The following is a 23,133-nucleotide window of genomic DNA, read 5'->3' on the forward strand; positions in this document are numbered from 1 at the left end:
ATGGAAATTTCCCTTGACAGTCTGTGGTCTCAGGTGCTAGAGCGCCTACAGCTAGAATTATCCCGTCCAACCTTTGAAACTTGGATTAAAACTGCTAATGCGGAGCGGTTAGAAAATAATTGTTTAGTCATTATTACGCCGAACCCCTTTGCCCGTAATTGGTTGCAGAAGTATTACATTAATACCATTGCGAATGTCGTGCAGAGTATTTTGGGTTATCCGGTGGAGATTTATATTACCGTTGCTCAAGGTGATGAAGTTACGCCCATAGACAAGCGAGAAACTGCTGAGAAATTCCCTAATTCCAGTTTTGTGTCTGAAAACCTGACGCAAAAAACTCAGATGAATGCAGAATTAAACTCAAAATACGTGTTTTCGCGGTTTGTGGTGGGCGCAAATAACCGAATGGCGCACGCAGCATCCTTGGCCGTTGCAGAATCTCCGGGTAGGGAGTTTAATCCTTTATTTTTGTGTGGTGGTGTTGGTTTAGGAAAAACTCACCTGATGCAAGCGATCGGTCATTATCGTTGGGAAATTTGCCCAAATTCTAAAATATTTTACGTTTCTACTGAGCAATTTACAAATGACTTAATTACCGCCATCCGTAATGATAGTATGCAAAGTTTCCGAGAGCATTATCGGGCTGCGGATGTACTGTTAGTTGATGATATTCAGTTTATTGAAGGTAAAGAGTATACCCAAGAAGAGTTTTTCCATACTTTTAATACATTACATGAAGCTGGTAAGCAAGTTGTGATTGCTTCTGACCGTCCACCCAACCAAATTCCTCAACTGCAAGAAAGGCTGTCTTCACGGTTTTCTATGGGGTTAATTGCTGATATTCAACCGCCTGATTTAGAAACAAGAATGGCGATTTTACAAAAAAAAGCCGAGTATGAAAATATCCCTTTGCCGAGAGATGTGATTGAGTATATCGCAACTAACTACAAATCGAATATTCGGGAATTGGAAGGAGCATTAATCAGAGCTTTAGCCTATATTTCGATTTGGGGTTTGCCAATGACGGTAGAAAATATTACCCCTGTTTTAGAAACACCCAGCGAAAAATTAGCTGCTACTCCAGAGGTAATTTTAGCGGCTATTGCTGAGAATTTTGATGTCTCAATTGAAGACCTCAAAAGTAACTCACGACGGCGGGAAATTAGCTGGGCGCGTCAAATTGGGATGTATTTAATGCGTCAACACACTGATTTGAGTCTGCCGAGAATTGGGGAAGAGTTTGGTGGCAAAGATCATACAACTGTGCTGTATAGTTGTGAGAAAATTACTCAACTCAAAGAAAGCGATCGCAATTTAGGAAACACCCTCCGCCAACTGAGCGATCGCATTAACATGACTAGTCGTTCTCAAAAATCATCAAGGAATTAATCTGGAGTTTTCCACAGCCTGCAAACTACTCATTGATATAAATGCTTCAGAAATCAATTTAAAATATTAAGTTAAGTATAAAAAATGATTAAAATTAAATCTCTCTGTGGAAAAAAACCAACAATTCTGTGGAAAACTTCATCAAGTACAATTACCTTGTGGAAAACTCCTCATGTTTTCCACAAGTTTTCCACAGGTATTAAAACTGTTTATTCAGAGGTTAAAGGCTAGAGAAATTTTCATGGTCTGATTCTAGGCATTATTCCCTGTGGGGAAATCGCTGGAAAATGTGAGTATTGACTAAAGTAAAAAATACTAATCCCGACCTTTAATCTCTAACCCTAGCCTCTAGTTCTTAACTCATGAAATTACTTTGCTCTCAAAGCGACCTCAGTACTAACCTCTCCCTTGTTAGTCGTGCTGTACCTTCACGACCAAATCATCCGGTGTTGGCAAATATACTTTTACAAGCGGATGCAGAAACTAACCAAGTCAGTTTAACCGCCTTTGATTTGAGCTTGGGTATTCGTACTAGCTTTAGTGCAGAAGTTTGGCAAGGAGGAGCGATCGCCCTACCTGCTAAACTTTTGCTAGATATTACCTCGCGTTTGCCAGAAGGCGAAATCACCTTAGATGATGAAGCATCAGTTGCAGCGACAGGAGAAGGTTTAATTGTCACTCTCACACCCAAAAGCGGCTGTTACCAATTACGCGCTATGAGTGCGGAAGACTTTCCCGAACTCCCAATCATTGAAGATGCAGAACCAATTCATTTAACAGCCGCCGCCTTAATTGAAGGGTTGAGGGGTTCATTATTTGCTACTAGTGCTGATGAAACCAAGCAAGTTCTCACAGGCGTACATTTGAGTGTAAAACAAGACACTCTAGAATTTGGTGCGACTGACGGACATCGGCTTGCAGTGGTAGAAACTACCAACGAAAGTCCTTTGGGTGGAAGTGGTGAATTGGAAGTGACAGTACCCAGCAAAGCCTTACGAGAACTAGAACGGATGTTGGCGCATCATGCTGCTGACGATGCGATCGCCTTATATTTAGATCAAGGTCAAGTTATCTTCGAGTGGCAAAATCAACGCTTGACTAGCCGCACTTTAGAAGGGCAATATCCCGCATATCGACAACTCATTCCCCGCCAATTTGAGCGACAAATTACTGTTGATCGCAAACAATTTTTAAGCACTCTCGAACGTATTGCAGTATTAGCAGATCAAAAAAATAATATAGTTAAACTCACTATTGATCATGCCTCCCAAGAATTGACATTATCTTGTGAAGCTCAAGAAATGGGCAGTGGTAGAGAATCAATGCCTGCGGAAATATCTGGCGAAGATATCGAAATTGCCTTTAATGTGAAGTATTTAATGGAAGGCTTAAAAGCTTTGCCATCTTCAGAAATCCAAATGCACATTAATCAAAACCTTACGCCAGTCATTTTTACCCCCCTTGGCGGCTTGAAGATGACTTATTTAGCCATGCCAGTGCAGCTGCGTACTTAGTCGTTACTTTCTGATTTTGGATAAACAGCGAACGCAAAGAAAACAAACAATGGATAAGAATTCTAGGCTAGAGAATTTGAGATAAAAATTGGCGAGTTCTGTCTTCTTGAGGGTTGGTAAAAAATATATCAGGTGTTGCTGACTCTACGAGAGAACCACTATCCATGAGAATTACTCTGTCAGCAACCTCACGAGCAAATCCGACTTCGTGGGTAACTACAACCATTGTCATTCCATCACGCGCCAGACCGCGCATCACATCTAACACTTCGCGTACCATTTCTGGGTCTAAAGCTGATGTAGGTTCGTCGAATAGCATAATTTTAGGCTGCATAGCCAATGCACGAGCGATCGCCACCCGTTGTTGTTGTCCCCCAGATAACTGTCCGGGATATTTCTGAGCCTGTTCTAAAATTCCTACTCTTTCTAACAGTTGCATTGCCAATTCTTCAGCTTTAACTTTTGACCAACGACGTACCCAAATTGGCGCTAACGTAATATTTTGCAATACGGTGAGATGGGGAAACAAATTAAATTGTTGAAAAACCATTCCCACTTCTTGCCGAATTGCATCAATATTCCGCAAGTCATGGCTGAGAGTAATACCGTCAATAATAATTGTTCCTTTTTGATATTCTTCTAAAGCATTAAATGTGCGGATAAATGTTGATTTGCCTGAACCGGAAGGCCCCATAATCACAACAACTTCTCCCCGATTAACACTTAGACTTACACCTTGAAGAACATGAAATTTTCCATACCACTTATGAACATTTTCAGCAATAATGATTGATTTTGTTTCTGTCATCATGAATTTTTAGCCCTGGATTGTATTTTCAATAACATCTAGTCAATAAAAATATTGCTTGGATTTTATCAACTTTGACTGCCCTGAAAATTTGCGATTGATGTATTATTAGATCCTAGTACTGTTACAAAAAATTCTGTGCCGAAAGCAGCAGATACAGGTGGTAAACGATTAATTAGTCTCGCTCCCGATGCCTGGGTAAAATGGGTAACTCAACGCCCAGAAGTTGTAGCGAAAGAAATTTTGGGTTCTGAGTTTCAGTGGATTAGCCGCGAAACAGATGTGTTAGTAAAAGCATACAGCGACACTCATGGAGATTTTTTGATACTCAACGAATTGCAGTTACGATACACCACCAAAATGCCTTTACGAATGAGAGCTTATGCGGCTCTGGCACAGGAACGTTATCAACTGCCAACTTATCCAGTCTTAATCAATATTTTGCCACCGCCAACGACAGTAACAGTTATCAGTAGTTACGAGCAAGAATTTTTAGGATTACGCGCTATCCAAGACTATCGCGTAATTAATTTGTGGGAAGTGGATGCTGAGATAGTGTTTCAACAACCAATTCCATCTTTATTACCATTTGTGCCGATATTGCGAGGCGGAGGAGATACATCTGTTGTACAACGCGCACTACAGGTACTACGAGCAGATGACGAGTTAAATCAGCTAGAATCATTGCTGGCTTTTTTTGCTAGTTTTGTGTTAGAGACACCTTTAGTACAGCAAATTATGAGGTGGGATATGACAGTATTAAGAGAATCACCTTGGTATCAAGAAATTCTGACTGAAGGTAAAGAATTGGGTCTTCAACAAGGCTTAGAACAAGGTTTGGAACAAGGCTTAGAACAAGGCTTAGAACAAGGTGCGCGACGGCAATTAATACGAGTATTACAACGACGATTTGGCGAAGTTCCACTTTCAGTCGCCACAAATTTGGAAAGTGCAAGTTTAGAACAGTTAGAAAATCTGATGGATGTGGCTATAGCTGTGGGTTCTTTGGCAGAATTTATGAAATTCTTATCTAATGAAAGAGATAGTGAATAATTTTGAATTTTCAAAAATTTATTCATCAAGTAATTCAATTTAGTTGCATAATTACTTGAACTGTCTCTCTAAATGCTGAGACACTAAAGACATTGAATAACAAAATATCCAATAAATTAATCCGATAAATAAATATACTTCTGCATAGCGACCGATAAATTGTGGCTGTGCTAATACGGAACGAGCAATGCCAGTTAATTCAACTAAACCTACTAAAGATAAAAGTGAGGTATCTTTAAACAAGCCAATAAATTGACCAACAATTGCTGGAATAACGGCACGTAAAGCTTGAGGAAGCACAATTAATAACATCACTAAAGAAGTTTTTAATCCTAATGCTTTGGCTGCTTCAATTTGACCACGGGGAATGGATTGCAGCCCACCACGAACGTTTTCTGCCATGTAAGCAGCGCTAAATAAAACTAATCCCGCAATTCCTCTAATTACTCTATCTAAACGCCAGTCTGTTGGCAGGAACAAAGGTAACATTACCTGAGCCAGAAATAAAACTCCAATCAGCGGTAATCCTCGTACAATCTCGATATATAAGATAGAAAACCAACGTAATATAGGCAGTTTACTCGTACGCCCCAAAGCTAATAAAACTCCTATGGGGAAAGAAAGTATAATACTGACTAAAGCCATCAGTACAGTTAGTAATAAACCATTCCATAAATTTGTAGATACAGATTGTAAGCTAAATCCTCCACCAATTAGCCACAGAATTAGCGGGAAAGATAATACCCAGATTAGAGATAGCCAAGGAGATATTACTTGATTAAATGTTTTACCAAGCCAAGAACCTGCTAACAGTAAAAAGGCATTAAATAGTAACCAGATACGTGATGTTAAATCGAGTGGTAAAAAAATTAATAATAGACTGGTAATCAAAGCAAAAATAGCGATTCTCAGCTTGGTAAACTGTTGTTTGTTAAAGAAAACTCCGCAACTTATAGATGATAAACTAGTAGCGATCGCCAAAACAATCCAAGCTCGCCAATATAGGATTTGCGGAAATCTGCCAACGAAGAATAAACGCAAATTAACTTGAATAACTGTCCATTGTGCTTTAGTCGTTACCCAAGTTATCACTCCCTGCAATGCCCAAAATAAAAATACTAAACAGACAATAGTTAGTAAGCTATTGTACCAAGTGTTAAATAAGTTTTTCCGCAGCCAAGTTAATTGATAATTCGTCATTTCTGATTTTTTACCCCTGTTATCTCTCTTTAATTTGCACGGTACGATTCAGCAAATTCATGATGATGGAGATAGTTAAGCTCAAGGTAAGATAAGTGAGCATAAGTAGTAACATTACTTCTACTGCTCTCCCGGTTTGGTTGAAGGTGGTAGAAGCGACGAAGTAAACATCTGGATAACCAATAGCGATCGCTAAACTGGAATTTTTCGTCAAATTGAGATACTGACTAGTTAATGGCGGAATAATTACCCGCAAAGCTTGGGGAAAAACTACCAGCCGCATCACTAATCCTGGTTTTAAGCCGAGTGATCGCGCTGCTTCCCATTGTCCTTTAGGTACTGATTGAATCCCACCTCGGACAACTTCTGCAATAAACGCACCTGTGTAAAAAATCAATCCCAGCAGTAAAGCCGAAAACTCTGGAGAAAAATTAACCCAAGGTGTTTCTATGCCATTTTGACTGAAACTTATCAAACCCCAAAGAGACATTTTATTGTCTACTTTGGGAAAACTCAAAAAAACAGCAAAATACCAAAATAGTAATTGCAGTAGTAAAGGTGTATTGCGGAAAATTTCTACATAAATTAAGCTGAGATTCCGCACTAACCAGTTATCAGATAAACGGGCTATTCCGGCGGTTATGCCAACAATTGTGGTGAAGAAAATGCCAGAGATCGCCACCCGCAAAGAGTTAACTAAACCCACATATAAAGCACGAATATATGTATCAGTAGCTTTGTAAGCAATTGGCGTTTCCCCAATATCAAAAGATGCTTGCTGCTTGAGAAAATCAAATCCGAATTGAATACCTAATTGCTGTAAGTTACGATTCAGGTTACTCCCAAGTATTGTTACTAAAATTGCTGCCATAAATATAGCAATCAATTGTGCTGTGATTTGCCAAAAACGATTATTATTGGTCATTAGTCATTGGTCATTGGTCAAAAAATAAAAGGTTAAATTATTAGGACTTACGCAAGAAATCTCTCAAACTCTTATAAATTCGTGTCCTTTGTGCTTTGTTTCCTCATACTTTTGTGTAAGTCCTGATTATAAAACTTCACACTTCATACTTCATCTAAATGGTGGGGAATAAAGTAATCCGCCTTTTGACCAGAGTTGATTTTGACCACGGGCGAGGTTGAGTTTGGTTTTAGGGCCAAGGTTGCGATCGTATACTTCGGCGTAATTACCAACATGTTTAACGATTCTGGCTGCAAAATCGTTGGTTAAACCGAGTCCTTCACCTAAGTTGCCTTCTGTGCCTAAAAAGCGTTTGATGTCAGGATCATTACTATTGGCAAATTGATCCAAATTTTGGGAATTAATACCCAATTCTTCGGCTTTGACTAGAGAATAAACTACCCATTTGACAATATCACCCCATTTAGTATCACCTTTAGCGACTGCTGGTGCTAGAGGTTCTGAGGAGATAACTTCATCCAGAATTACGTTATCTTCCGGCTTGGGTAGGAGTGAACGCCGCGACACTAAAGCCGAACGGTCAGCGGTAATTCCATCACAACGTCCTTCAGCATAGGTCGCAAAGGTAATATTTACATCTTCAAAAACAACGGGTTTGTATGCTATTCCCCGTTTCCGCATTTGGTCTGCTAGGTTCTGTTCGGTAGTTGTACCAGTTTGCACGCAAATTGCTTTATCTTTTAATTCTGCTAAGGACTTAATGTTGCTGTTTTTGCGAACCATGATGGCTTGACCATCATAAAAAACGACAGGCGCAAATTCTAAACCAACAGAGGTATCACGGCTGAGTGTCCAAGTGGTGTTGCGACTGAGAATATCGACTTCTCCTGTTTGTAAGGCTGTAAATCGCTCTTTAGCATTGAGATTGCGAAATTCTACTGCATCTGGGTTATCAAACAAAGCAGCAGCTACACCTCGGCAAATATCTACATCGATCCCACTGTATTTACCGTCAGTTCCCACAAAACTAAATCCTGGTACTTCTCCACTAACGCCACAAATCAATTGACCACGGCTTTTAATAGTATCCCAACGATTTCGAGTTGCTTGGTTTGCGGAACTACTAATAGGAGGATTAGCTGTATTTGTTGTTTGTCCTGATTCTCCACTACAGGCAGCGACAGTAAAAATTAAGGGTGCGATCGCGAAGATGAAAGCTGATTTCCGCATAAACTTCGTAAATATTAAACGCTGAAAAATGTGTTGACGACTACAAGATTTTGGTAAAAAATCAGTCGATGTTTGTAATATAAAGCTTTTTGTAGATTTTTAAAATCGAGAGTCTCAGATGCCCAACTTATTACACAAGTCGGGCATCTAGTTTTTAACTAATAATTTAAGACTGCTATTTTCAAAAATAGGTTATTGCTGTTTTTAACTATTACTTAAATATTGATTCTTGAGATACAAAGATTGCTAGATATTTTGTCCTTATGAGTACTTCCTAAAACATGATTTTCCTATTTCATAGAATTTATGATGCAGAAACTCATTGCATAATTCTCAGCAAGTAGAAGTAGCCACATCAACCTAAACATAGACCCCTAGCAGGTTACACTAGTTTTGGTGACAGCCGCTCCACCATTTCTTATGAGGCTTTTATGGGAGCAAATCTCGGACAGATTGCCGATTACTTAGACAAACTAGGTTGGGACTACCGCTTTGATGATGAAGAAGACCGAATTATCACAGGGGTGGAAGCTGATAACCTAGAAGATTTTCTCATAGTTGTTCAATTAGATGAGGAGGGAAAATTTTTCCGCATTTTTGCGCCTCAAGTTTTGGCAGGAGTACAAGACCATCCTCACAAAGCGGCAATTCTCCAGACAATGTTAGCCATTTCTTGGGAAACCAAAATGCTGCAATGGGAATATGACCCAGCTGATGGTGAAATCCGTGCCATTATTGAATTTCCTCTGGAAGACTCAATTTTGACAGAAAAGCAATTTCAACGCTGTTTAAGTGGGTTGATTCAGATTGTTGATGGCATAGCTATCCCTAGATTGAAAGAAGTCATGGCTACAGGGGAAGATCCAGGGAATATCGAGATTGGCGAAAGAATGTTACTCAGTATTCAGGAAGAAGCGCCCGGTTTACTAGAACTTTTGGAAAAGGCAATGGAAGCTAGAAAAAAGCGGGGGACTTTTCCAAGTGACTGAGGCGAATCACCACTTAAATAGCTATACTCCAAAGTGATACCCTCACTATATACTGAAATTTTCTAGGGCTGGATTTTATGACATCCTATGCAACCTCCTCTGCCAAAGCAGAAATGAGTGAACTCCGGCGATTAAAAGGCTTACTACCACCAGAATTACAAAGCTGGGTCACAGTTGAAGGCACAACTGAGGTCAATCCACCCCTGATCCGCAGCGAAGAAATTGGTAAAGACCAAGTAGAAATTCAAATTGACTTGGTGAAATGGGATGCTCTCGCAATGGATCAGCGTAATCTGCTGTTCTGGCATGAAGTTGCCCGCATTCAAATGGACACAATTCCCAAAGATGGTTGGGAAATGGCAGCATTAGCTATTGGTTTAGGCGGTGCTGTAGGTGAGTTGTGGGTACAAGATGGATTGTTGCTGGTGTTAGCTTTGGCGCTATGTGGCGTTTCTGGTTGGCGACTTTATCAAAAGAATAATGGCGAAAAGCAAATGCGAGAATTGCTGGATGCTGATGAAAAAGCGATCGCACTAGCAACTCGCTTTGGTTACAGTCTACCTAATGCCTACAAAAGTCTTGGTAGTGCTTTGAAAAGTTTAATTGATACTACTCCCAGCAAACGCCAACGGTCTCGTTATGAAGCACGACTTTCTGCCCTCAAACGTAGTGCCAACAAGGCAAAAGCTAAATCTCGCTCTCCAGAAGACAGCGAAATGTAGCCGCAGAGAATTATCTTGGGTGGGCAATACCCACCCAAACAAGAATTTATTTACTTTTGCATAGATTTAAACTGTCGCTTCACAAAGAAACTACTAGCAGCCATTAAAACTAGTGCAGCAGTTGTGGTTGGTTCTGGGACTCTTTGTGGTGGTACAAATCCAGCTAATTCCTGTGGACTGCCTTTAAAAGCGTAAACAAAAGTAGGAATTAGAGATTGTCCTGTGGGACAACCGCTGTCAATGGGGACTTGAGAGAAGTTAGTCCCATCTGTACAAACATCAAATTGCACATTATCACCATTTTGAGTGACGCTGAAGTCATTATCTGTACCTACTATTAAGGCGTAAGAACCATCAACAAGTTGCGGCCCGATCGCTAAACCTTCAAATTTTTCGGGAATGGGTTGTCCAGCATTTCTTAGAAATTCGGCAATATCCGCAAACAAAGTCTTACTAACAGGTGTAACTCCATCCGGTAAATTATTTGTACCTGTCAAGCTAATATCAGCCACATTGGTTGCAGCAGTCAGGTCGATTTTGTAGATGCGTTTGCTGGCGACTGGTATTGCACCTGTGGGATCTTCTACACCTATACCGCGATTATCGCGTTCCAGAATTAAAAATTCATTGTTGTTTAAGGCAGTAATGGAACTAATACCAATATTGCGACCTTGAGAATTAGCTCCAAAAGTATTATCAGGGACACGGGCATTAATATCTGCCAAACTTTCCAACTGATAGAGGTATTGAGCCGTACTATTACCAGTGTTGGTGTCAAATTCGACTATCCGTAAATTGCGGCTGCGCCGTCCATCTGGGGAACCTTCGTTAACTAACGGGTCTTGCAGCATAGCAAATAGTCTACTACCATCTGGGCTGAGGGTTACGCCTTCAAAGCCGCGATTGTCTTGGCGACCAGTGGAAATGGTTGGACGACCATCAACGTAGTTAATTGTGCCATCACTTTGTCTGGGGATCAGATTGCTAGGGGTGTTAAATGCCCGAATAAAGGAACCCGTTGGGCTAAATTCGTATATAGAAGGGCCATATTCATCCGAAACGTAGAAATTCCCGTTCGGTGCGATCGCAAATCCTTCTGAGTCAAAACTGCGGCCAAGAACACTAGCATTTCCATTCAGTATTCCAGGATTTAAACCGTTAAAGTTTTGACCATTTTGGGTGAAGAGAATAGTGTCTAATAACTGGAAATTACTGATTGCACCTGTGTTTTGGTCAACATCTAGAGAAAATTTTTGTACCCTTGGGTTGTAGCTGATTACACCACCACCAGGGCCGCGGTCGGCTAGGCTGTAATACACATTGTTGTAGTGATCGTAGTACAAGTCAGAGAAAAACCCTAGGCGATTAGTGTTGGCACTATTGGTATTAGATGAAGATAAATCTGTACTATTTGCCGGAATTGTGATGCCATTAACCAGAGAAAGAGCGTGAGCCGTGGTTGCCGAGCCTGTAATACTAACCACGGCAGTTATCAGCGAAAGGCTGAATCCAGAAATCCAATGCTTTACTGAAATCATGTACATTTCCCAAAAAGACACAGTTTTTTCAGCTTTGGACTTCTAGATTAAAGAAAGATTAACGAAAAATTAAGGTAGTTAATATCACATAGTTACTTAATAAAATACGGTGTTGATTCGGGGAAATCTTCATCAAAGTTTTACACTACGGAAAACGCAGCAATCTTTATAGCTGATTGAGCATTTTATGAGTTTGCGGCACAACCCGGACATGAGGCACAAACTTTTTCATCAACACTTGCCACATCAGCACTTGATCAGGATTTGGGGCAAGTATGGGTGTAGGAGTAAATTGTTCCGAAACGGGTAAAGGTGTGACAGGTTGTAAAAAGACAGGGATATTTGGATTGATATCTGCTATCAATAAAGCAGCTTGTTTTAACTCATCTGGATTTGTACTTTGCGAAATAATTATCTTGATAAAAACATCCACAGATGGGTTGTTGTGGCATAATTGGAGAAATTTTGCATGAGCTTGCCAATAAGTCTCACCGCTGACACTGGGTAGTTTCCAATCCATACCAACAGAGTCTAGATAAGGCAAAATCATAGCCAGTTGATCTGGGCGATGTCCACCAGTTTCTAGGTATATAGGTAGACCAGTAAGCGATCGCACTTGGGGCAGAAATTCATGCAAAAAAGGGGCATGTAGAAGGGGTTCGCCGCCAGTTACGCTAATGCTATCGTGTAGCAACGGTAGATTTTGACGTTTAATCCATTCGAGTAATATGGTTAAGGGGACGGGATTAGAGTGAATTTCAAAGTCTCGTAATCCAGGTGATCGTTCTACCTTACAGGTAGTGGGTGCATTCCATGTGTGGGAGCTATCGCAAAAATGACAGCGCAAGTCACACAAAGCAAAGCGAATAAAAATTTGACGTGTCCCGACATTCAATCCTTCCCCTTGAATAGCAGAAAAGACCTCAATCAGACGCGCGGTAGGTTCAACTGTAATGTTAGCAGTCATGGGCTAGTGGCAAAGCGATCGCACTGTGGCGATACAAAAACAAGTACATTTTTTAGTTCTTGTTCTATTGTGAATCGTCCTTGGCAATCTCGGCGCTCACCCCACATAACTAACAATCAGTCTTTATGCTTACCCTGTAAATATGAGGTGAATTAATTTTCTAGGACACAATCATGTTTGGCAGATTAAATTTACATGGCAACGAAAGTGCAGAGCTTCATGACTAGCCAACCCACAGAGGTAAATTTCCCAGTTACTTCCCTAAATGAAACGGCGATAGTGCAGGTATCTCCGCGGTTAAGCGTGCTGGAAGCAGTCGGCTTTAAGCAAACCTGCCAAGACTTAACCCAAGCAAACCCATATCCCCAGAAAATCATTATTGATTTTCAGCAAACTATTTTTATGGATAGTAGTGGTTTAGGCGCTCTGGTCAGTAATTACAAAACTGCTCAAGAAAAAGGAATTACGATAATTCTGCGGAATGTTACCCCTCAAGTAATGGCGGTGCTAACCCTGACAGGATTAGATCAAGTTTTTCCGATAGAGTCTAGTAGCGACGCAGCATTGATCGAAGCGAAAAGCGTCATAGAAGCGCCTAAAAATAGTTCTCGTAAACCAGAGCCACTTCCCACCACTCATCCCTCCATAGCCTCGTGGATGAAACGCTTGATAGATATAGTTGGCTCATTAGTGGGTTTAGTAATTACAGGAGTTTTATTAATTCCCATTGTGGTTGCTATTACTATGGATGATCCTGGCCCGATTTTATTTAGTCAAACCCGCTGTGGCTGGATGGGTAAACGGTTTAAGATTTGGAAATTTCGCTCTATGTGTGTAGATGCGGAAGCCAAAAAAGCTTTAGTGAAAAATCAAGTACAGGGTGCATTTTTTAAAAATGAAAACGACCCCAGAATTACCAAGGTAGGGCGATTTTTACGCCGCACCAGTTTAGATGAATTGCCACAATTTTGGAACGTTTTAAAAGGTGATATGAGTTTAGTAGGCACTAGACCACCAACACCTGATGAAGTTGAACGTTATGAAGTACCAGAGTGGCAACGTTTAGATGTGAAGCCAGGAATGACTGGAGAATGGCAAGTTAATGGGCGGTCTACAGTCCGCAGCTTTGAAGATGTCATTCGACTCGATTTGCAATATCAAAAAAATTGGAGTTTGCTGTACGATTTAAAGTTAATTTTTAAAACTGTTGCTATTTTATTTAATAGAAAAAGTGGCGCTGTTTAGAAAAAAAATAATTTTAAATTTGTCAGTAAATTTTTTACTCAGATACCCGAATTATTCAATAATTCGGGTATTTTGATTTAAGAATATTATACTTTAACCGTTAAACCTTTCCATTGTGGCGATCGCAGTGATACGGATAAAGCCATTCACACCGAAATAACCCAAGAGTGTGCTTCTCTAAGAAAGAGCCTGCGTGATACCTACTTGATATGTTAATTCCAGCTTTCGTCTTAATTTCATATAGCTTAGGAAAGGCTGAGGCTAAAATTGCGATCGCCGCTAAAAAATAAAATACTGTGGTTCCAAGTTTAGCAAATCTACGGGAATTGCTGTTGACTTTTCGAGACATACAAATTAAAAACTAACAGCCTATTCTAGGTTAGCCTAACTTTGAAAACGTCGTCGAAAACGCTGATCTGTTTTGTCTGATTTTGCTTGATTACAAGTCAAGCAAAGAGTATGCAAATTGCTGATATCGTTTTGACCACCCTGCGCCAAAGGAATGATATGGTCAATAGTCAAATTAGTTTCTTCCGCCGTCTTACCGCAGCTTTGACATTGATATTTATCATGTTGAAATACATATTGTCTCACTTCTGGTGGAATGCGAATACGTGGCGTTTTATTCATAAATTATCCTCGTGAATCAAGCGGCGTAAATCATCAAGAGGCGATTCAGGTTCAATAATTTCTGGTTCATCAGGAATAAATTCTAAAGTAACTTTGATTCTTATTTTTCCTGCTTGCCAAGCTTTTGCTCCAAGCTTAAGTATTTCACAGTCTATACCTTCAGTAAACCATTTTTGGTACTGTTTGTAATATTTACTACCAATCAAATATCCACCTGGCTCAATTTGTATTCCATTAGAATTTAATGAGTTGTAAATCGTAGTAGGTAAGTCTCCACAAAATACTTTTGTAATCCCTTCTTTGATTTGAATAATTTTAAACACCTTATCTCTTACCGATAAAGCATCATCAGGATGGCAATTTTCTAGATTAAAGTTATCTTCCATATTAATTGGTAAAACTTTTTACTGAATAATAGATATTACTATTTCAATATGCTCAGATCCCCGACTTTTTAAAGAAGTCGGGGATCTTTTTTATTCACAAATAAATTAGTAATGGCATATCTAATAATTCACCCTATATTTATCTGCGTCCATCTGCGGCTAACCAAGCCTACATTTGTGCCACACCATCTAATAAACCATCAGAAATTATCACACCATTACTAGCCGCAATCTTTTCAACCACATCTAATTCACTAAGATTGATAACTGGCAGTAAATAATCATATAATTGCATAGCCTGCAAACAACTATTAATTCCAGATACTGCGGCGTTATAACTCTCAATTTTTTGTTCTAAAGTACTGAGTAAGCGGCGATTCTGCGAAATTTTCTCTTCAGCTTCGTGTTGCAAAGTCTGTTCTAAATAAACACGCGCTTGGGGATACTGCTGTAAAATTTCATCAGCTTGTTTTTCCGCCATTGGTAACAACTGCACTCTTAGAATCTGATTGATAGTTTGGCGGAAAGATTTGCGAATTGTATGGGAAACTTTTGGTTCAAAATCTAACTTTAGTAATTGCCTAATTGCTGGTTCAGCTTCTACCATACTTTCACTGTCATAACTCTGCGAAGTTTGCTGCAAAGTTTGACGAAACTGATAAATCGAAAAAGTACCTTCATCATAAAATCTAGGACTTTCTCGAACGAAGCGATCGCATTCTACACTCGCTGCACTGACTAAAGCTAATGATACCTGTTTTTCAATAGCTTTTATCTTTTGTTCAATCCCACCATCATTACCCAACAAGCGATATAACTGACGATAGTATTCTGTCTTCCGAATTGTTTCCATCAACCTTTGGAATAAATTCGCCACTAATTGTTCAGAGGAATTTACTAAAATATCTTCTAATTGATTAGATAAATAATAAAATGCCTCTACTAAAATTGCAATTAATGGTGCGGTTGCATTACGCAAATGACTGAGAGTAGCACGTCGATAAGCATCAGCTACAGAAAAAGTATCTAGCAATTCATCTAACCGTCTAATCATGCGTGATTGCAATTGGCGAAAGTCTGTTTCAAAAGCATCACAAGCCTGATTATTTATTTGGTTAACTTCTTCTATCAAATGCTGGTTAAACTCTTTACCTATTTGTTGTAGCTGTTGATTAAGCCGCTGTAATTCTTGCGACTTCATCGCTTCAATTTCTCGTGGTTGACTGTCTAAATCTCGATAATCTGACTGATAATTTTTTTTCAACTTAATACAAATATCTTCTAAATCATCAGCTAGATTTTGAAACAGCAGTGGACGCTTTTCTTCTGTAAGATAGCGGGTAATTGCTGCCCGAAATTCTTCAATTCCACTATCAAGAATTAGCTGATTAATTAAAGGTATACCTTGCTGAGACAAAATCCGCAGATAATTTTCATTTGGCGTTTCAAAACCATTGAGGGAAATCCGAAAATTGGTATGAGAAAGCTTACCAGAAGTTACACAGTAATTATTAAATGCGTAAACAAATTGTGGTGTTTCTTCCTGGTCATTTAAACCTTTAACACTTTCGGCAAAAATAGAATCTAAGCCAAACCTATTCTGTAAACTTGTCTGTTTAATTTGACTACCGTAAAAACCAAGTAAACCACTAGTTTTATAAACTCTGCTGGTATCCCGAAATTGACTGCTAATTAAATCATCCAATCGCTGCCTTAATTGGGTATTGTACCAAGTTTCGTCAATGCGATTGAAAACATAAAAGACGCGATCGCGGATTCCTCCATTTCCCCGCATTGTTTCTAACATAGTCGTTTCTTCTTTGGTCATATCGCCAGCCGATGCAGGTTTCAGCACACACACTACGGCTGATGTATCTGGATGTTGAATTTTACTATAGGTTAACTGTGCATCTTTCTCTACTGGTGCATCAATTCCTGGTGTATCAATAATAACGTTACCATCTTCTAATAGAGGGTGGTTACAATAATATTCAATTCGCTTTAAAACCGCACTATTGCTTCCACGACGTGCATATCCCGCAGCTTCTTTCAAATTGGAAAAGTTAAATTTTTCCATTGAATATGTGGCATTATTAACTGTGTGAATATGCTCATAATTCTCTTTATATCCTGTTAGTAATAAAATTAATGCTTTAGCTTGTTTGGCTCGTTCAGATCTACTTTCACCACCTTCTTGCTGAATAATTGCTTCACAGCCTTGATTTAGTAAATTATTGACTTCACTTTGATTGATATTCGCTGCTGTGACAAATCCTAGTTGTTGACACAAAAAACTTGCCTGTTCCCGAATTTCAGCTTCACTTAAAAATGTGAGAACTACCCTTTCTTGATCAACTTCTGCATACTCAATTTTGCATTCTGTACCTGTAGCATGTCCCTCAGCACTATAAAGTAATTCTCTCTCTAGTAGTGCATTAATCAGCATAGATTTACCTGCACTAAATGCACCTGCAAACACAATTTCAAATTTCGGAGATATTGCCTTGCCTAAAGAAGTTTGTACAGGTGTGATATCTTGAGAACGTAAAGCAGGTTCTTGCTGTAAAAGTTGTAAAATTAATTCTACTTGCTCTTTTAAATTTGCACACTGAATAGGCAGATTTGTCATTTTAAATACCCTGAATATTACATATATATTAATAACGATTAAATCGGCAAAACCTCAGTAAATGTACGCTTAAGTAAATGATTTATGCTGGCTAACAGATAGCAAAATTTAATGCTAGGCATTTTAGATTAAGTTTTCTTGAGTTTCTGGTAAAAACTTATAGCTGTGGACACCACCATCAAAGAGAAATCACTTTAACGTGGTGAACTTGCAGGTTTAAATTTTAGTGCTGTAATTCTATGAACAGACCAAGTATGAAGATATTGAACAAACTGCTAAAAAATGTATGGCAGTGTTTAGACAAAAATGTAATGTCTAGATAGCTTTATTTAGATATATAAATGTGATGTTAATCAGTTAAATACATACTATTAATTAATAATTAAACTTGTTTACTAAAACAATTTATATTTACGCTTTAAATAAATAAATGTATCAATTAATGTGGTGTCTTAATCTTTTGGCATAAATCTGAGCTATTAATAAAATCTAGCTAGAGAGGGATGAAATAAAGAACATTATTATATAATGAATGTCAATCTTTGCTGGTGAAACCAAATTCAAACATCTGCTTTGAAGAGAAGTAGCCAAATAATTTTACCTCCTAGAAATAGATTTCATCTGATTGACAACCACCATTGGAATTGTAGGTTTAATTACTCATGCTCGACGGCGAATCTCTTGGTAATTCGATAGATACTCAGCAACTGCTTGACGCTAATAACTGGAACGTTATTGAAACAAAATTTGAGCCAAAACAGCTACATCACAAAGAAACAGTTTTTACCCTCAGTAATGGCTATTTAGGAACGCGGGGAAGCTTTGAAGAAGGATATACACAAGATAGCGCAGCAACGCTAATTAATGGTGTTTATGATGATGTAAATATTGCTTATACAGAACTGGTTAACTGTCCTAACTGGTTGCCATTGGTGGTGACTGTGGCAGGCGATCGCTTTAGTATGGATTCTGGAGAGATTCTGCAATATGAGCGTCGGCTAGACTTGCGTTTAGGTTTGCTGAGTCGTGATGTGCGTTGGCGTAGTCCTCAAGGTCATACCCTAGATTTACATTTTGAGCGTTTTGCCGGTTTAGCAGATCAACATGTTTTGGCTATTCGTTGTCAAATCACATCTATTGATTTTACTGGGGAAATTACCGTCACAGCGGGATTTGATGCTGAACCAAGAACCACAGGTGTTCCCCATTGGCAAACTGTACACCAAGGTGGGTTAGATCAAATAATTTGGCAGCAAAGCAAAACTCTGCACTCAAATATTAACCTGGGGATGGCTGCTAAGTTGGTTGTCGATGGTGATGATAATGCACCTATTTTTGTCGAAAATGCTTCTGGTTCACCAGTTTTAACAACAACTCTAGAGTGTGCGCCACATCAAACGGTGACAATAGAAAAGATTGTTACTGTGTTTACTTCCAGAGAATGTAAGCTTCCCATAGCTTCAGCTTTATATAGACTAGCCGATGAACCAAGGTATAGTACCTTATTAGCAGCACACATTGCCGCTTGGGAAGAAGTTTGGCAAGACAGCGATATTATTATTGAGGGCGATCGCCAAGCGCAGTTAGCTGTCCGCTATAATCTTTTTCAAATCTTAGCTGTTGCACCCAGACACGATAACCGAGTCAGCATCCCACCAAAAACCCTCTCTGGTTTTGCCTATCGTGGTCACATCTTTTGGGATACGGAAATTTTCATTCTGCCTTTTCTCACCTTCACTCAACCAGTCTTAGCCCGTAACCTACTCACCTACCGCTATCACACTTTACCAGGAGCAAGGCGTAAAGCCCAAGAAGCCGGCTATCAAGGAGCTATGTTTGCCTGGGAAAGTGCCACAACCGGAGATGAAGTAACTCCTCGGTGGGTTCCTGGTGCTAACGGTGAGTTAGTGCGTATTTGGTGCGGTGATATTGAAGTGCATATTACTGCTGATGTCGCCTATGCAGTTTGGCACTATTGGCAAATTACCGACGATGATGAATGGATGCGTGACTATGGCGCAGAAATTATTCTTGATACGGCAGTTTTCTGGGAAAGTCGCGTGCAGTGGAACGAAGAACGCCACAGCTACGATATCTTAGATGTCATCGGCCCTGATGAAAATCACGATCGCGTGGATAATAACGCCTTTACCAACCTCATGGTACAGTGGCATTTGCAATCTGCATTGGCGCTATGGGACTGGTTCAAGCAAGCTTATCCGGAAAAATCTTCTGAGTTAGTACAACAACTAAACTTAACTACAGAACGTCTGCATCGTTGGGCAGAAATTCAAGAACGCATATTTGTTAACCAAGATACAGCCACAGGTTTAATTGAACAATTTGAAGGCTTTTTTGGGCTAGAAGATGTCAACCTGGCTGACTACGAACCCCGCACCAAGTCTCTGCAAGGTCTGTTAGGAATTGAAGCCACTAGCCAAAAACAAATTCTTAAGCAGCCAGATGTGTTGATGTTGCTGTACTTGCTGCGTCAACGCTACGACCATAACACTTTGGCAAGCAACTGGGAATATTACAGCCAACGTACCGACCATTCCTATGGTTCTTCCCTCGGCCCCGCAATTCACGCCATTTTAGCCTGTGATTTGAATCAACCAACTGAAGCCTACACTCACTTTTTACGAGCAGCATTAGTAGACTTGGAAGATGTCAGACGCAATGCAGCAGAAGGCATTCACGCCGCTAGTGCTGGAGGAGTTTGGCAGTCTGTCGTCTATGGCTTTGGCGGTGTGCGGATGACACAATTTGGCCCTGTAGCTTGTCCTAACCTCCCGCCTAGTTGGACACGCCTCAAGTTTCGCTTGCAATGGCGCAATGATTGGTATGACTTCGACTTGCGTCAAGAAACCACGATGGTTGTAGGTACACCAGAAGTTGCTGTTCCTGCTTGGGCAAATACTATTGAATTAGATAGCGTTTTAACTGAAATTTCTGCGTTGCAATAATAGTTACAAAACGTTACTACCACAGATTCGCTCCTATGAGGAGCAAGCACCACAGTAGGTTTAAGAGAACATAAAACTACAGGAAACACAGATAATTTATCTGTGTTTCTCTGTAATTAAATAGTCACAGGTGATTCCACATAAATTGTTGGCTCTTGCAGCTTGAATTCAATACCATGATTAAATAGTTTTTTAGAGATTTTTTCATTGGCTAACTCTAACAGCCGTTTACGCAATTGCAGAGAATTTTCACTGGAACCCAAAATAAAAAATGTTACTCTTGTGCGTGTGAACTGCTGCTCATCTTGATGATTTAAAAAAGTAATACTAGTACTTCCTGGGTCAATCCCAAACAGAGAATTAGTACTCTCAACAATTACCTGCTGCACTAAAGCTTGTTCTTTTTCTTGCAGGATATGTAAAAAATCGAGGTAAAGTAATACCATCACTTTTTTACCACGAGTAATATTTTCGATTTCTAAGTTTGCCAATATGGAATTAGGAATAATAAATAATGTACTCTTAGCCGCAGTACGTATCTTGCTTGATCTAATTCCAATTGACTCTACTCTGCCAAACAAACCTTCGGGAATTTGGTTAGATTTTTGTAAACGAATATATTCTCCAGGAACAAAGGGTCTATCCAAATACAAAACAATAGTTCCCAGTAACTGTTCTAAGGTTTTTTGGGCTGCAAAAGCCACAGCTAAACCACCAATTCCTAAGCCAGTCAATAAACCAATTAAATTAAATTGTTGACTTTGAGCAAAAGCTAAAACAGCAATAAATCCAATAATAACATTTGCCAAAGTTTCAAATACTAAAAGTAATTCATCTACTTCACGACCAAATTTTCTGACTATTTCAATACCATAAGAACGAAGAAATTGGCGAAATAATTTAGAAGATAGCCATGCAAGGCTAATAACTACAGATAAATCAATAATTGGAGATAATAAATTATAGATTGATTGATAATCTTCGATCCATGCTAGAGATAATGAAATTAAAATTAAAGTCCCAGCAATTCTAAATAAGTTTCTTAGAGGTTCGACGAGATTATTATAAATGCTGGCTACTTGTTGGGGTGCAAACCTTTGAGTAATGATTCTGACGAATGTTGGAGTATATCTTCCTGCCAACAAAGACAGAAAAATAAGCCCTAGAAATATGCCAAACTTAGATAAGGCTAATATTGTGGTTTCACGCTGAAAAAAGCTCAAAATAAATTGGGAAATATTTGTCATTATCTCTAAATCGTAATCGGCGAGTCTACATAAATTGTTGGTTCTTCTATATCAAAAGCAATACCATATTCTTTCAAAAATTGAGTCATAGTTTGAGTAGCTAAATCTAAAAGCTGACGGCGTAATTCCATTGAAACATCGCCAGAACCCAAAATAAAGAAAGTGACTTGTGCTTGAGTCTTTTCTAGTTCTCCTGAATGATTAACATTCTTAAATGTTACTTCTGTATTCCGTGAATCAATACCAAAAATATCATTAGTACTATCGAGAATTACTTGACGGATTAAAGCGCGTTCTTCACTGCTAATCGCTCGATAGAAGGTCAAATAAAGTATAGACATGACTTTCTTCGCACCAGTGAAGTTTTCAATATTCAATTGAGTTAAAGCACTATTAGGAACTATCATCACAGTACCTTTACCAGAAGTTCTAATGCGTGTGGATCTTAATCCGATAGATTCAACTCTGCCAAAAGTACCGTCGGGTAGTCCAATATAATCTTCAATTACAAATGGACGGTCAAGATAAAGAACAATACCACCGAGAATTTGTTCTAAAGTTGTTTGCGCTGCAAAGGCTACTGCTAAACCACCAATTCCTAAACTTGCTAATAACCCTAATATATTAATTTTATGCGTTTGAGCATAAATTAGAGTTGCTGTCACAATAATGACAATATTAGCTACCCATCTTAAAAGAATGAGTAACTCACTACTGATTTTTTGCCCACTCTTAAATGCAGCATTTAGTAAATAAAAATCAAAGAAGTTTTTAAATATCTGTGCTGCTAACCAACTACCTGCGATCGCTAAACTTAAACTAAAAATAATTTCTAATGAGTTTGTCCAATAATTATTCGGCAGTAATAAGGCAAAAAGCTCGCTAATTACAATTAAAGATACAACAATTAATAAACTTTTATTGGGTTTAAATAACTTTTGATATATATCATCAATTTGAATAAAATTCAACTTATGTAAAAATAGCCTAATTAACGATAAACTTGACAGACCTACAAACAATATACAAACTCCAAAAAACAGACCAAATAATCCAATTTGTATTTCTTTCTCTGTCATAATTTCCGGCACTAAAATCATCATAATTTTAATAAGTAAGTTAACAGTGACTACATTCATATCAAGAATTGAGGTTGACTATTGTAGTGGCACAAGGCCTAAAGTTAATTAGACCTTGCTCATTATTAGATTGCCTGTTGCCGTAGTCTTGTTATTCATTTGTGTGTTGGTAAAATGCTAACCACAAGTAAATACTCGATAGATAGGCTACCGCTAAGATGCAGACAGTCCGGATAAACTGAAAGTCATTCATAATATTTAATTTCGGAGTAAATGTGTGCAAATAGTTTACAAATTGATATTTGTAAACTTTGAAATTAGCATCCAAATAGCAGGATGAAGCTAAAATGAATTAAAATTCAGAAGCCTGAATCAAGCACAATGAACTAGGTCATTAATCTTGATAAAATGACCAGATAGATGCAAAAAATTTTCCTCAACTCTGTTGAGGTATACGGCTAAATGGTGATGAATTACACTTGCCTTATATTTGACTAGCTTTTCACCCAAGCTTTGCTTGTGCTGCTAACCCTAAACTACTGTAAAATCAGTAGATATGACTGGATTACCAGCGTTTTTAGCCTATAATATGCAGGCGAATATCGCTACAATTTTT

The 23,133-nt window shown here is 38.9% G+C and carries 19 protein-coding genes; 7 read left to right on the forward strand and 12 right to left on the reverse strand.

Annotated features, from left to right (window positions below; all coding sequences use genetic code 11):
• Both dnaA and dnaN read left to right on the forward strand, forming a co-directional pair.
• Window positions 1-1,389: a chromosomal replication initiator protein DnaA gene (gene dnaA / locus AC504W_RS00005; RefSeq protein ID WP_494875569.1), complete on the forward strand. Its 1,389-nt coding sequence runs from the start codon at window positions 1-3 to the stop codon at window positions 1,387-1,389.
• Between the two features lie 362 nt (window positions 1,390-1,751).
• A complete protein-coding gene (gene dnaN, locus AC504W_RS00010; RefSeq protein WP_494875570.1) occupies window positions 1,752-2,903 on the forward strand; it encodes a DNA polymerase III subunit beta in 1,152 nt (383 codons plus the stop codon).
• A 67-nt stretch (window positions 2,904-2,970) separates the two neighbouring features.
• Here dnaN and AC504W_RS00015 read toward each other — a convergent pair whose 3' ends face one another.
• Window positions 2,971-3,711 carry an amino acid ABC transporter ATP-binding protein gene (locus AC504W_RS00015; RefSeq protein ID WP_494878797.1) on the reverse strand — a complete coding sequence of 247 codons (741 nt, stop codon included), beginning with the start codon at window positions 3,709-3,711 and terminating at the stop codon, window positions 2,971-2,973.
• Window positions 3,712-3,849: 138 nt separating this feature from the next.
• On the opposite strand from AC504W_RS00015, the gene AC504W_RS00020 reads away from it, so the two are divergent.
• Window positions 3,850-4,764 (forward strand): Rpn family recombination-promoting nuclease/putative transposase, encoded by a 915-nt coding sequence (locus AC504W_RS00020; RefSeq protein WP_494875571.1) that lies wholly within the window; start codon window positions 3,850-3,852, stop codon window positions 4,762-4,764.
• A 51-nt stretch (window positions 4,765-4,815) separates the two neighbouring features.
• Here the strand turns inward: AC504W_RS00020 and AC504W_RS00025 are convergent, their stop codons facing one another.
• The 3 genes from AC504W_RS00025 to AC504W_RS00035 all read right to left on the reverse strand — a co-directional run bounded on the left by AC504W_RS00025 (window position 4,816) and on the right by AC504W_RS00035 (window position 8,119).
• Window positions 4,816-5,964 (reverse strand): amino acid ABC transporter permease, encoded by a 1,149-nt coding sequence (locus AC504W_RS00025; RefSeq protein WP_494875573.1) that lies wholly within the window; start codon window positions 5,962-5,964, stop codon window positions 4,816-4,818.
• Between the two features lie 19 nt (window positions 5,965-5,983).
• A complete protein-coding gene (locus AC504W_RS00030; RefSeq protein ID WP_494875574.1) occupies window positions 5,984-6,889 on the reverse strand; it encodes an amino acid ABC transporter permease in 906 nt (301 codons plus the stop codon).
• A 150-nt stretch (window positions 6,890-7,039) separates the two neighbouring features.
• Window positions 7,040-8,119, reverse strand: coding sequence for an amino acid ABC transporter substrate-binding protein (locus AC504W_RS00035; RefSeq protein ID WP_494875575.1), 1,080 nt, complete (start codon window positions 8,117-8,119; stop codon window positions 7,040-7,042).
• 431 nt (window positions 8,120-8,550) lie between these two features.
• Here AC504W_RS00035 and AC504W_RS00040 point away from each other — a divergent pair, with 431 nt between their 5' ends.
• Both AC504W_RS00040 and AC504W_RS00045 read left to right on the forward strand, forming a co-directional pair.
• On the forward strand, window positions 8,551-9,108 hold the full coding sequence (locus tag AC504W_RS00040) for a type III secretion system chaperone family protein (protein ID WP_096582014.1): 558 nt from the start codon (window positions 8,551-8,553) through the stop codon (window positions 9,106-9,108).
• A 77-nt stretch (window positions 9,109-9,185) separates the two neighbouring features.
• Window positions 9,186-9,830 (forward strand): DUF3318 domain-containing protein, encoded by a 645-nt coding sequence (locus tag AC504W_RS00045; RefSeq protein ID WP_096582016.1) that lies wholly within the window; start codon window positions 9,186-9,188, stop codon window positions 9,828-9,830.
• Between the two features lie 50 nt (window positions 9,831-9,880).
• On the opposite strand, the gene AC504W_RS00050 is transcribed toward AC504W_RS00045, so the two are convergent.
• Window positions 9,881-11,368 carry an esterase-like activity of phytase family protein gene (locus AC504W_RS00050; RefSeq protein ID WP_494875576.1) on the reverse strand — a complete coding sequence of 496 codons (1,488 nt, stop codon included), beginning with the start codon at window positions 11,366-11,368 and terminating at the stop codon, window positions 9,881-9,883.
• 166 nt (window positions 11,369-11,534) lie between these two features.
• On the reverse strand, window positions 11,535-12,335 hold the full coding sequence (locus tag AC504W_RS00055; protein WP_103123451.1) for a 7-carboxy-7-deazaguanine synthase QueE: 801 nt from the start codon (window positions 12,333-12,335) through the stop codon (window positions 11,535-11,537).
• 195 nt (window positions 12,336-12,530) lie between these two features.
• Between AC504W_RS00055 and AC504W_RS00060 the strand changes: the two genes are divergently transcribed.
• On the forward strand, window positions 12,531-13,580 hold the full coding sequence (locus tag AC504W_RS00060) for an anti-sigma factor antagonist (RefSeq protein WP_494875577.1): 1,050 nt from the start codon (window positions 12,531-12,533) through the stop codon (window positions 13,578-13,580).
• Between the two features lie 100 nt (window positions 13,581-13,680).
• Here AC504W_RS00060 and AC504W_RS00065 read toward each other — a convergent pair whose 3' ends face one another.
• The 4 genes from AC504W_RS00065 to AC504W_RS00080 form a co-directional block, all read right to left on the reverse strand.
• Window positions 13,681-13,929 carry a hypothetical protein gene (locus AC504W_RS00065; protein ID WP_494875578.1) on the reverse strand — a complete coding sequence of 83 codons (249 nt, stop codon included), beginning with the start codon at window positions 13,927-13,929 and terminating at the stop codon, window positions 13,681-13,683.
• A gap of 35 nt (window positions 13,930-13,964) precedes the next feature.
• Complete coding sequence (locus tag AC504W_RS00070; RefSeq protein WP_494875579.1) at window positions 13,965-14,210, reverse strand: HNH endonuclease; 246 nt, start codon at window positions 14,208-14,210, stop codon at window positions 13,965-13,967.
• The gene (locus AC504W_RS00075; protein ID WP_494875581.1) at window positions 14,207-14,596 is read right to left on the reverse strand and encodes a KGK domain-containing protein; all 390 of its coding nucleotides are present in this window, start codon (window positions 14,594-14,596) and stop codon (window positions 14,207-14,209) included. The genes AC504W_RS00070 and AC504W_RS00075 overlap by 4 nt, the downstream gene beginning before the upstream one ends.
• 169 nt (window positions 14,597-14,765) lie before the next feature.
• Entirely contained in the window at window positions 14,766-17,225 is a 2,460-nt protein-coding gene (locus AC504W_RS00080) for a dynamin family protein (RefSeq protein WP_494875582.1), read from the reverse strand.
• A gap of 662 nt (window positions 17,226-17,887) precedes the next feature.
• Between AC504W_RS00080 and AC504W_RS00085 the strand changes: the two genes are divergently transcribed.
• Entirely contained in the window at window positions 17,888-20,191 is a 2,304-nt protein-coding gene (locus AC504W_RS00085) for a glycoside hydrolase family 65 protein (protein WP_494875583.1), read from the forward strand.
• Window positions 20,192-20,307: 116 nt separating this feature from the next.
• Here the strand turns inward: AC504W_RS00085 and AC504W_RS00090 are convergent, their stop codons facing one another.
• Entirely contained in the window at window positions 20,308-21,438 is a 1,131-nt protein-coding gene (locus AC504W_RS00090; RefSeq protein WP_494875584.1) for a mechanosensitive ion channel family protein, read from the reverse strand.
• A 5-nt stretch (window positions 21,439-21,443) separates the two neighbouring features.
• On the reverse strand, window positions 21,444-22,541 hold the full coding sequence (locus tag AC504W_RS00095; protein ID WP_494875585.1) for a mechanosensitive ion channel family protein: 1,098 nt from the start codon (window positions 22,539-22,541) through the stop codon (window positions 21,444-21,446).
• Window positions 22,542-23,133: the final 592 nt, after the last annotated feature.

Source organism: Nostoc sp. C96 (assembly GCF_059384975.1).